The following is an 11,500-nucleotide window of genomic DNA, read 5'->3' on the forward strand; positions in this document are numbered from 1 at the left end:
CACGTTAATATGTGCATGCATATTATCTATTATCGCGATCTAATCAAGCCGGAGTTGGTCCTTGTCGCAGCGCCTCCTGACGAATGCCAGTCTGGCAACCATGCTGGATACCGGCTCGCCCTATGGCTTGATAGAAAACGGAATTCTTGCGCTCGAGGGCGGCAAAATCTCCTGGGTGGGCGCCGGGACAGAACTCCCGCCGGAGTATTCGTCTTGGGCTGTGGAGGATCTTGGCGGACGTTTGGTTACGCCGGGTCTGATCGACTGTCACACACATGTGGTTTTTGGCGGCGACCGGGCCCGGGAATTCGAAATGCGTCTTGAAGGCGCATCCTATGAAGAGGTAGCGAAGGCGGGTGGCGGCATTATCTCCACGGTCAAGGCAACCCGCACGGCAAGCGAAGATGAGCTCCTTGCGGAAGCCCTCACCCGGGTCGATGCCCTGATCGCAGAAGGCGTCACGGCACTTGAAATCAAGTCCGGCTACGGCCTCGATGTTGAAACCGAGTTGCGCATGCTGCGGACGGCGAGAAAGATCGGCGAAGTTCGGCCGGTGCTGGTCCGTACGAGTTTCCTCGGCGCACATGCTATACCACCGGAATACAAGGGCCGCGCCGACGCTTATCTTGATGAGGTTTGCCTGCCCGCCTTGGCAGCCGCCCATGACGAAGGACTTGTCGATGCAGTCGACGGGTTCTGTGAGGGCATCGCTTTTACGCCGGACCAGATCGCACGGGTGTTCGAAAAGGCGAAAGAGCTCGGCCTTCCGGTTAAACTCCATGCCGAGCAGCTTTCCAATCTCGGTGGCACAGCCCTGGCTGCTAGCTATGGTGCCTTGTCTGCCGATCATCTTGAATATCTGGATGAAGCCGGTGTTAGTGCGCTGAAAGAAAGCGGCAGTGTTGCCGTTCTTCTGCCCGGTGCGTTCTACACTCTGAGGGAAACACAGCTACCGCCTCTTGATCTGTTGCGCCGATACAAGGTCGCAGTCGCGCTCGCCACTGACTGCAATCCCGGTTCCTCTCCCCTCGCCTCGCTTTTGCTGACGATGAACGTGGGTTGCACATTGTTCCGCATGACCCCGGAAGAAGCGCTGGCAGGAGTGACGCGAGAAGCCGCGAAAGCTCTTGATCTCGGCGACCGCGGCACGCTTGAGGCTTGTAACTGCGCCGATCTGGCCATCTGGAACGTCCGGCATCCGGCAGAACTGAGCTACAGGATCGGCTTCAATGCGCTGGAAAAACGTCTTTTCGGAGGCCTGGAATGAAAGCGCTCACGCTGACCCCCGGCCTGGTGAACCTCGCCGATCTGGAACATGTCTACCGCGAAGAAGCCGCTGTGCGCGTTGACCGCGCAGCTGAACCCGCCATCCGGCAGGCCGCCGAACGCGTTGCAAAGGCAGCTCGGGGTAGCGATGCCGTCTACGGTGTCAACACCGGCTTTGGAAAACTTGCAAGCGTCAAGATCGCCGCTGATGACACGGAAACTCTCCAGCGCAATCTGATCCTGTCTCACTGTTGCGGGGTCGGTGAACCGCTCGACCGCACCACGACCCGTCTGATGATGGTCCTGAAACTTCTGTCGCTGGGGCGCGGGGCTTCCGGCGTACGGCTCGAGGTTTTGCAGCTGATAGAAGCCTGCCTGGATAAAGGCGTCACGCCCGTCATTCCGTCGCAAGGGTCTGTCGGGGCTTCAGGTGATCTTGCGCCGCTTGCGCATATGACGGCCGTGCTGATCGGCGAAGGCGAAGCGATCTTTGAAGGCAACCGTCTTGCTGGCGCGGAAGCGCTCGCAAAAGCCGGTCTTGAGCCGATCGTGCTCGGCCCGAAGGAAGGCCTTGGCCTGATCAACGGAACGCAATTCTCGACCGCTTGTGCGCTTGTCGGATTGTTTGACGCCTGGCGGCTGGCAGAAGCAACGCTCGTCACGGCAAGCTTGTCGACCGACGCCATCATGGGCTCGACCGCCCCACTTCTTGCCGGCATTCACGAACTGCGCGGTCATCGCGGCCAGATTGAAGTCGCCCGGATCATGCGGGACATCATGACAGGGTCCCAGATCAGGGAAAGCCATCGCGAAGGCGACACACGCGTTCAGGATCCTTATTGCATCCGCTGCCAGCCGCAGGTTGCCGGTGCGTGCGTTGATCTCTTGCGTATGGCCGCGACAACGCTTGAGATCGAAGCCAACGCGGCAACCGACAATCCGCTCGTGCTCGTCGATGTCGACCGGATTGTGTCAGGTGGAAATTTTCATGCTGAACCGGTTGCCTTTGCCGCCGACCAGATCGCACTCGCTGTCGCCGAACTCGGCGCTATTTCCCAGCGCCGGATCGCGCTGATGGTTGACCCGACGCTCTCCTTCGACCTGCCACCGTTCCTCGCCAAGGATCCCGGTCTCAATTCAGGCATGATGATCGCCGAGGTCACGACGGCAGCACTCATGAGCGAGAACAAGCACTTGGCCAATCCCTGCTCGACGGACTCCACACCGACCAGCGCCAATCAGGAAGACCATGTGTCCATGGCGGCGCATGGTGCCCGCCGTCTTCACCGGATGACCGCCAACCTGTCGCATATTCTCGGCGTCGAACTTCTATGCGCCATCGCAGGTATCGAACACCGTGCGCCCCTGGAAACCAGTCCCGCTCTTCAGTCGGTCATCGCGAGATTACGCGAGGAAGTGCCCGCGCTTGAAGAAGACCGCTATCTGGCACCCGATCTTGAAACCGCTGCAGACCTTGTCCGCTCAAGGGTTCTTGTGTCGGTTTTGTCGAACGAGCACATGATCAAACTGGGGGCAGCCGATGCAGCCGGTTGAGGTCACGAGTGGGGACGGCCCCGTTGTCCTGGGTCTTCCGCATTCAGGCACTTTCGTGCCGGACGAGATCTGGCAACAGCTTAACCCACTCGGACAAAAGCTTGCCGATACGGACTGGCATGTCGACCGGCTCTATTCCGGTCTTCTGCCTCGCGCGACGATGGTTCGGGCGAACTTTCACCGCTATGTCATCGACGCCAACCGCGATCCGGAAGGCATAAGCCTTTACCCCGGCCAGAACACGACCACGTTGTGCCCGACGACCGACTTTGATGGCACGCCGATTTACCGCGAAGACGCAGCACCGGACAAAGCGGAAATCGAAGCGCGCCGGATTGCCTGGCACGCGCCGTATCACGCGGCGCTCGCAGCGGAACTGAACCGGGTCAGGGCAAAGCACGGCATTGCCATTCTCTATGACTGTCATTCGATCCGTTCCGTCGTACCGTTCCTGTTCGAGGGCACGCTACCTGACTTCAATGTGGGCACCAACAACGGGGCGACCTGCGCACCGGAGATCGAAGCGGCGGTTTATCGGCATGTGAAAGACGCTGAAGGTTACGCGTCGGTTCTGAATGGCCGCTTCAAGGGTGGCTGGACAACACGGCATTATGGGCGCCCCAAAGAGGGTTTTCATGCCATCCAGATGGAGCTTGCCCAACGGACGCATCTGACCGTCGAAGACCAGCCTTTTGACTACGACGAACGCGAGGCACAGCGCCTGCGCAGTCACTTGCAGACCATTTTAAGTGCGCTTGAAGCTTTGGCGCCGGCACTTGCAGAAAAACAAGAAGATCGAGGGAACGCATCATGAATGATCGCCGCCATAACGCCCGCGACGTCTATCCGCCGACCGGGCCGGAGCTGAACGCCAAGTCATGGCTGACCGAAGCGCCGCTGCGCATGCTCATGAACAACCTCCATCCCGATGTTGCCGAAAACCCGCATGAGCTGGTGGTCTATGGGGGGATCGGCCGCGCCGCGCGCACCTGGGACGACTTCGACCGGATTGTCTCCGGCCTGAAACAACTCAATGAAGACGAAACGCTGCTCGTTCAGTCCGGCAAACCGGTTGGCATTTTCAAAACGCACAAGGATGCGCCACGCGTTCTCATCGCCAATTCGAACCTCGTACCGAACTGGGCAAACTGGGATCACTTTCACGAGCTCGACAAGAAGGGTCTGGCCATGTACGGCCAGATGACGGCCGGTTCCTGGATCTATATCGGTACCCAGGGCATTGTTCAGGGCACCTATGAAACCTTCATGGAAGCCGGCCGCCAGCACTATGGCGGGAACCTCAAGGGCCGCTGGATCCTGACCGGAGGTCTTGGCGGCATGGGCGGTGCACAACCTCTTGCAGCCGTCATGGCCGGCGCCTGCTGTCTCGCGGTTGAGTGCGACGAAAAGAGCGCCGATTTCCGACTGCGAACTCGCTATGTCGATGAAAAGACCCACTCGCTCGATGAAGCCCTCGCACTGATTGACCGCTGGACGAAGGCTGGCGAAGCGAAGTCCGTCGCCCTGATCGGCAATGCCGCCGATGTTTTCCCTGAATTGGTCAGGCGTGGTGTAAAACCGGACATCGTCACGGATCAGACCTCTGCGCACGACCCCATCAACGGCTACCTGCCACAAGGCTGGAGCGTGGCCGAATGGCGGGCGAAGGCGGAGAATGATCCGAAGGCAGTTGAGAAAGCCGCGCGCGCGTCCATGAAAGTCCATGTCGCCGCCATGGTCGACTTCTGGAACCAGGGCGTGCCGACACTCGATTATGGCAACAACATCCGTCAGGTTGCGCTTGAGGAAGGTCTGGAAAATGCGTTCGCATTCCCCGGCTTTGTGCCTGCCTATATCCGACCCCTGTTCTGCCGGGGTATTGGGCCCTTCCGCTGGTGTGCGCTCTCCGGCGACCCGGAAGACATCTACAAGACCGACGCCAAGGTGAAGGAGATGATCCCGGACGATCCGCACCTTCACAACTGGCTCGACATGGCGCGGGAGCGCATCTCCTTCCAGGGCCTGCCCGCAAGGATCTGCTGGGTCGGCCTGGGCCAGCGCCACCGTCTCGGTCTGGCCTTCAACGAAATGGTCCGCACGGGCGAGCTGAAGGCACCCGTTGTTATCGGACGCGATCACCTGGATTCCGGCTCAGTGGCGTCGCCAAACCGGGAAACGGAATCCATGAAGGATGGATCGGACGCTGTGTCCGACTGGCCATTGCTGAATGCCCTGCTCAACACCGCCTCCGGGGCGACCTGGGTGTCGTTGCACCATGGCGGCGGTGTCGGCATGGGATTTTCACAGCATTCCGGCATGGTCATCTGCTGCGACGGCAGCGAAGATGCCGACAGACGGATTGCACGCGTTCTTTGGAACGACCCGGCCACCGGCGTCATGCGCCACGCCGATGCCGGATACGAGATCGCGCTTGAATGCGCGAAAGAACAGGGGCTGAACCTGCCGGGCATTCTGGAGGAATAACAACCACGGCGGGACACTCCACACCCGAATTCGAACAGAGGGGTAAAACCATGAAAAGACGTGATTTTCTAAAAGCCGGCGCGGCCGGAACCGCAGCTGTCACGACCGCTGCATTGGCATCGCCTGCCATTGCCCAGGACATTCGTCAATGGCGCATGGTCACGGCGTGGCCAAAGAATCTTCCGGGCCCGGGCGTTGCCGCACAGATGCTTGCCGATCGCATCACTGCGCTGTCCGGCGGGCGCATCGAGGTCAAATTGTTCGCCGCCGGAGAAATCGTTCCGGGCAATGGCGTCTTCGATGCTGTCGGCCAGGGTACGGCAGAGCTTTATCACGCCGTTCCCGCTTATTGGGGGTCCAAGTCAAAAGGGATCCTGCTCTTTGGGTCGCAGCCCTTTGGCCTGACAGCACCGGAACAGGCCGGTTGGCTGATCCATGGCGGCGGACAGCCGCTCTATGACGAAATCTATGCCCGCTTCAACCTGAAGCCATTCCTTTGCGGCAACTCCGGCCCGCAATGGGCAGGCTGGTTCCGGACTGAAATCAACAGCGTCGACGACCTGAAAGGCCTGAAATTCCGCTCCACCGGCCTTGCATCCGAAATGTGCTCCAAGCTCGGCATGGCAGTGCAGGCCATGAGCGGTCCGGCCATGTTCCAGGCACTCCAGTCTGGCGCGCTCGACGCCGGCGAATTCATCGGCCCCTGGACAGACAGCGCGCTCGGCTACTACCAGATTGCCAAGAATTACTATTGGCCCGGCGTCGGCGAGCCGTCCTCTGCCGAAGAATGTGCGGTCAATCTGGAGGCCTACAACGACCTTCCGGATGACTTGAAGGCAGCTGTGTCGCAGGCCTGCGCCAGCCTCTACAATGACGTTCTCACCGAATACAACACCAAGCACGCGCAGGCACTGACCCAGCTCGTCAACGAACATGATGTCATGGTGCGCAAACTGCCGGACGACGTCATCGTTGCAATGGGCAACGCCGCCGGTGAAGTGATCGCAGACCTGCGCGCAAGCGACGACGAACTGGTCAAGCGCATCACGGAAAGCTTCCTCGCCTATCGGACCTTGATGCACGAATACATGCCCTACGCCGACAACGGGCAGATGAACGCCCGCCTGCTCGACTACAAGTACGACTGACCGGTCTGTTTTCACCAGAGAAAAACCCTGAGGAAGGGAGTCTTCTCCCTTCCCCCGTTCGTGGAAACAAATTTATCCTCGCATGCCTCTTCATCCTGAGGAAGTGTGACAGCGCTGTCTCGAAGGATGGGCCACTTGCTCCTGGAGTTTGCTGCCCATCCTTCGAGACGGGCCTGATGGCCCTCCTCAGGATGAGGAGAGTGTTTGATAAATCGGAAATTGCACCGCGGGGTGCCGGTCTTGCCGCTTCGCCTCAAAACGGGATGACAAACGACGGCATTGGGGTCGCCATCGGGATCTGATGTTTCAGGCAAGACCGAAAAGCCGGGGAGCTAACGGGGAATGGAACGACTCGCGGGCGTGCTGGAGCGCGTCAATTCAATCATCGGCAACATGCTGTGCTGGACGGCGCTTGCCATGCTGCTCCTGCAGTTCGTGATCGTGCTCCTGCGCTATGTTTTCGGCTACAGCTACATTTTTCTGGATGAAGGCGTGCTCTATTTCCATGCCGCGCTTTTCATGCTTGGCGCAGGCTATACGTTTCTCGTCAACGCCCATGTCAGGGTCGACATTTTCTATGCCAAATGTTCTGAACGCACCCAGGCCTGGATCGATCTCTTCGGTCATCTCTTCCTGCTTACCCCTGCCCTTATCGTCCTGATCTGGTTCTCGTGGCCGTATGTACGTGGAAGCTGGGCCATACTGGAAGGTCCGATTTCCGTTGGTGGCATTCCGGCCTCCTATCTGCTCAAGACGCTGATCCCGGCCTACTGCGTGCTGCTGCTGATCCAGGGCGTTGCCGCCTTCCTGCGCGATATTCTTAAGCTGCGAGGCACCGGCGCATGAGCCTTCCGCTCGATCTCATCATGTTCGGTGCGCTCATCGCGTTCATCCTTCTGGGCTATCCCGTCGCGTTCACCATTGCCGGTGTTGCCACGGGTTTTGCGCTTCTTGGCTGGATGCTGGGTGACTTCAACATCCAGCTGATGGGCGCCATGGGCCAACGGTTTTTCGGCGTTCTCATCAATCCGGTCCTGACAGCGATCCCGCTCTTTGTGTTAATGGGCGTCATCCTGGAAAAGAGCCGGATCGCGGAAGACCTGCTTGAGACCATGGGGCGCCTTTTCGGGCGCATGAACGGCGGTCTCGGCGTCTCCGTCGTGCTTGTCGGCGCGCTACTGGCGGCTTCAACGGGCATTGTCGGTGCAACGGTGGTCGCCATGGGCCTCATCGCCCTGCCGACGATGTTGCGCAACGGCTATGATCCCAAGCTCGCCTCAGGCATGGTCTGCACGGCCGGAACGCTCGGCCAGATCATACCGCCCTCGACGCTTCTCATCATCCTGGCCGACGTCATGTCGAACGCCTTCCAGCAGGCACAATATGCGCAGGGCAAATTCACCATCGAAACCATCTCGGTCGGACAGACCTTTGCCGCCGCCATGGTCCCCGGCCTGCTGCTGGTCGTTGTCTATTGCGTCTACATCCTCGCGCGCGCCAGGCTGTTTCCGAGCGATGCGCCGGCCATGCGCGAGGACGTCGAAAAACCATCCACGCAGGAAATCGCCGCCGCGATCGTTCCTCCGATCCTCCTGATCATCGCCGTCCTCGGGTCCATTCTGGGCGGGATAGCGTCTCCTAACGAAGCTGCCTCCGTCGGGGCGATCGGCGCCATATTACTGGCCGGCCGCCGTCTTGGCGTTTCCACTAGGTTGATTGTCCTTGCGACCCTCGCCTTGCTCGTGCTGGCGGTTGCTGCGACGGCGTTGCCGGTCCGTCTACAGCGCTCCGATGTGACACTAGGCGGTTATCTGCTGGCCGGACTTTATGCCGGTCTCGCAATCTTCGCGCTCGGTGTTGTCCTGCGCATTCTGGTCGCGGCCTTTGCTGATGGTCTTTTAAAGGCATCGCTTCTGTCGACCCTCACCGTGACCTCCATGATTTTCGCAACCATCCTCATGGCCAGTTTCTTCTCGCTGGTCTTTGTTGGTCTCGGCGGTGAGGACAGGGTTCATGCGATCCTCAACGAAATGCCCGGCGGTGCGACAGGCGCATTGATTTTTGCAATGCTGTTCGTCTTCGTGCTCGGCTTCTTTCTCGATTTCGTCGAGATCTCGGTGATCCTGCTGCCTGTGCTGATCCCGCCGCTCATTCTGATGGGCATCGACCCGATCTGGCTGACGGTCCTGATCGCGATCAACCTGCAGACATCCTTCCTGACACCACCCTTCGGCTTTTCCCTGTTTTACCTGCGCGGCGCGGCGCCCAAGGAAATCACGACCGGACAGATCTATCGCGGGGTCGTCCCGTTTATCTTCCTACAGGTGGTGGCAGTCGCAATCCTGTGGCTGTTTCCAATCCTCGCAACATGGTTGCCGCGCTCGCTTTATTGAGCGGGCGACAGTGCACACAGGTGATCTCCCGGCGTGATTGCCGGCAACGGACTTACAGTCCCGGTTGAAGTGGACAGGCGTGGCTGAAGCTGCTTCAACCGGCTTTTCAGAGCCAGAATCCGCTCATAGGCCGCATTGATTTTATCGACCAGAAGCGGGTCATCCTCGGCAGCGTCCAATAGAATACCCGCCACCTTTTCGGGAATATCCGGATCCGGTCGTTTGTCATTGGCAAAGAGCAGTATGTCGGTTTGTGCATGGACGGCTTTCAGGACCGCATCCTCCAGCGCAAAGTTCCTCCGGATCGCATCCATCTGAATGTCGTCGGAAATGATGACGCCGGTAAATCCAAGGTCGCTGCGCAGGATCTCTACAAGTGCGGTCTCAGAAAGCGACATGGGACGGTTCTTGTGCGTTTCCTCAAGTGCCCGGTTGATCACATGTGCCGTCATGATCAGATCAACCTTGTTCTCTGCGATCAGCTGGCGAAACGGCACCAACTCGTCCGCGCTCCAGGTTCTTGAAATGTCGACGGCACCCTTGTGGCTGTCTGTCCGGCTGGAACCGTGCCCGGGAAAGTGCTTCAGCGCCGTCAGGATACCATGATCCCTGTGTGCGGATACAAAGGCAGCTCCGTAGGCTGCGACGCGTTCCGGATCGGAAGAGTAAGATCGTCCCAGCCGTCCGATAATCGGGTTGCGCCGGTGGACGTCGACATCGACAACAGGACCGAGATTAAGCGTGAAGCCCCAGTCGGCAAGCCCTTCTGCGAGGGTGCCATAGGCCGTCTCTGCTTTTTCAGGGGTATACCGGCGCGCCATGCGTTTCGCCGAGGGTGTATCGGGAAAGCCGTGATAGCGCTTGAGACGCTGGACCTTTCCACCCTCCTGATCAATCGCAATGAGGGGCGGCAGGTGCGTCGGCGCAGCGTCCTTCAGAACCGCATTCATCTGCCGGACAGTTTTCCGGTCCTTCAGGTTCCGCCCGAGATAAAGCACGCCGCCGATTTCACCGGCTTCCATCTGGTCACGAACGCGCCTGAACCCTTTTCTGTCTGACGTATTTCCGAGAAAACCGACCAGGATCATCTGGCCGATTTTGTCTTTCAGGCTGACCGTTTCCTCTGACGCGGGATCACTGCCATCATGCTGTGCCCGAACCTCGGCAAACGCGCTGCCGAAGCTGCTTGCGACAACAAGCAACGCACAAATGATGATTACACTCGCCCCAATAGGCACATTCATGAACGTCTCCGAGCCGCCCAGCCTCTTTCGAGACTTAGATAAGGCATCGGAGCGTATTTTCACACAAGTTCAGCCTAGTTCGCCTTCATCGGGTCGAAGGGCCAGCCGATATCCGGCAGTTAACTGTCCCGTCAGGCCACCAGCGATTGAGCAGCCGTCTCCAGTGCTGCTTCGGTCTGGCGCAGATCCTCTTCGGTAAGCGCAAGATGCGCATAGAGTTTGCTGTCGGGTTTCAGAATGCCGCGCGCGCGCAGGCTTTGATTGAACGCCTTCGCCTTTGCGCCATCGTTTTTAAACATATCGCGATAGTTTCGGACCGGTTGATCGGTGAAGACGACATCGAACAAAAACGGCTCACCGACGATCTGGTGTGCAATACCGGCAGCATCGAGATGCGTTTTGAAGGCGCTCATGAGCCGCGCGCCGTTCTGGCGCAACTGCTCATAGGCACCCGGACGCTTCAGGATTTCCAGCGTCTTCAAGCCCGCGATGCTGGCAACGGGATTGCCGCTCAACGTTCCGATCTGAAACGTGAAGCCCTCGTCTCCGACAACCCCCTTGTCGAAATGGGCCATGATCTCCTTCTTGCCGGCAATCGCTGCCAGCGGGAAACCGCCGCCGATGATCTTGCCAAGCGTGCACAGATCCGGCGTGACGCCGTAGTATTCCTGCGCGCCGCCATAGGCGAACCGGAAGCCGGTCACAACTTCATCGAAAATAAGAACGATGCCATGCTTGCTCGTCAGATCTCTGAGCGCTTTCAGGAGACCGGGCGCTGGCGGAATGAGCCGTTGCAGGGGCTCAACGATCACGCAGGCAATCTCACCGGCATGCTCTTCGATAAGAGATTCGACAAATTCCGCGTCGTTGAACGGGGCGATCAGCATGTTGTCGCGGACGCTTTCGGGAATACCCGCAGAGTCTGGAACGGCCTGCGGAAAGTTGACGAGCTTGCGTGGTGACAGGCTCATCAGTGCTTCACCGGACATCCCATGGTAGCCGCCCTCGAATTTCAGGATCTTGTCCCGGCCTGTGAAAGCGCGCGCGAGCCGCATGGCATACATGTCCGCTTCACCGCCTGTCGACACATACCGCACCTGCTCTGCGCAGGGCACCGCCTCGACCAGGACTTCGGCAAGCTCGATCCCGCGCGCATTGTTGGTGAAGAAGGTCATGCCCTTGCCGAGCTGTTCCTGAACGGCGTCCTGAACTTCAGGATGGCCATGGCCCAGGATCATCGGTCCGGACCCGATCAGATAGTCGATAAATTCCTTCCCGTCCTCGTCCCATACGCGCGATCCTCTGCCCTCTCGCAGGATGACGCCCGGATCGAAGTTGCCGAAACCGGCCGCCGGCAGAACTTCAGCAGCGCGGGCTTTCCAGTCGTCCTGGGAAATCGTGGTTTTCATCT

At 59.2% G+C, this 11,500-nt stretch carries 9 protein-coding genes; 7 read left to right on the plus strand and 2 right to left on the minus strand.

Going from position 1 to position 11,500, the window contains the following annotated elements; genetic code table 11:
* Positions 1 to 100: 100 nt before the first annotated feature.
* The 7 genes from hutI to ABVF61_RS09170 all read left to right on the plus strand — a co-directional run bounded on the left by hutI (position 101) and on the right by ABVF61_RS09170 (position 8,845).
* On the plus strand, positions 101 to 1,267 hold the full coding sequence (hutI, locus tag ABVF61_RS09140; RefSeq protein WP_353993693.1) for an imidazolonepropionase: 1,167 nt from the start codon (positions 101 to 103) through the stop codon (positions 1,265 to 1,267).
* Positions 1,264 to 2,820: a histidine ammonia-lyase gene (gene hutH / locus ABVF61_RS09145; RefSeq protein WP_353993204.1), complete on the plus strand. Its 1,557-nt coding sequence runs from the start codon at positions 1,264 to 1,266 to the stop codon at positions 2,818 to 2,820. The genes hutI and hutH overlap by 4 nt, the downstream gene beginning before the upstream one ends.
* The gene (gene hutG, locus ABVF61_RS09150) at positions 2,807 to 3,634 is read left to right on the plus strand and encodes an N-formylglutamate deformylase (RefSeq protein WP_353993205.1); all 828 of its coding nucleotides are present in this window, start codon (positions 2,807 to 2,809) and stop codon (positions 3,632 to 3,634) included. The genes hutH and hutG overlap by 14 nt, the downstream gene beginning before the upstream one ends.
* Positions 3,631 to 5,304: a urocanate hydratase gene (hutU, locus tag ABVF61_RS09155; protein WP_353993206.1), complete on the plus strand. Its 1,674-nt coding sequence runs from the start codon at positions 3,631 to 3,633 to the stop codon at positions 5,302 to 5,304. The genes hutG and hutU overlap by 4 nt, the downstream gene beginning before the upstream one ends.
* Positions 5,305 to 5,354: 50 nt before the next feature.
* Positions 5,355 to 6,452: a TRAP transporter substrate-binding protein gene (locus ABVF61_RS09160; RefSeq protein ID WP_353993207.1), complete on the plus strand. Its 1,098-nt coding sequence runs from the start codon at positions 5,355 to 5,357 to the stop codon at positions 6,450 to 6,452.
* 342 nt (positions 6,453 to 6,794) lie between these two features.
* Entirely contained in the window at positions 6,795 to 7,298 is a 504-nt protein-coding gene (locus tag ABVF61_RS09165) for a TRAP transporter small permease subunit (RefSeq protein WP_353993208.1), read from the plus strand.
* Positions 7,295 to 8,845 carry a TRAP transporter large permease gene (locus tag ABVF61_RS09170; RefSeq protein WP_353993209.1) on the plus strand — a complete coding sequence of 517 codons (1,551 nt, stop codon included), beginning with the start codon at positions 7,295 to 7,297 and terminating at the stop codon, positions 8,843 to 8,845. The genes ABVF61_RS09165 and ABVF61_RS09170 overlap by 4 nt, the downstream gene beginning before the upstream one ends.
* On the opposite strand, the gene ABVF61_RS09175 is transcribed toward ABVF61_RS09170, so the two are convergent.
* Together ABVF61_RS09175 and ABVF61_RS09180 are read right to left on the minus strand one after the other, a co-directional pair.
* Positions 8,839 to 10,089 carry a glycoside hydrolase family 3 protein gene (locus ABVF61_RS09175; RefSeq protein ID WP_353993210.1) on the minus strand — a complete coding sequence of 417 codons (1,251 nt, stop codon included), beginning with the start codon at positions 10,087 to 10,089 and terminating at the stop codon, positions 8,839 to 8,841. The genes ABVF61_RS09170 and ABVF61_RS09175 overlap by 7 nt on opposite strands.
* Positions 10,090 to 10,220: 131 nt before the next feature.
* Positions 10,221 to 11,498 (minus strand): aspartate aminotransferase family protein, encoded by a 1,278-nt coding sequence (locus ABVF61_RS09180; RefSeq protein WP_353993211.1) that lies wholly within the window; start codon positions 11,496 to 11,498, stop codon positions 10,221 to 10,223.
* Positions 11,499 to 11,500 lie beyond the last annotated feature (2 nt).

It is taken from the genome of Roseibium sp. HPY-6 (assembly GCF_040530035.1).
In the GTDB taxonomy this organism is placed as follows: domain Bacteria; phylum Pseudomonadota; class Alphaproteobacteria; order Rhizobiales; family Stappiaceae; genus Roseibium.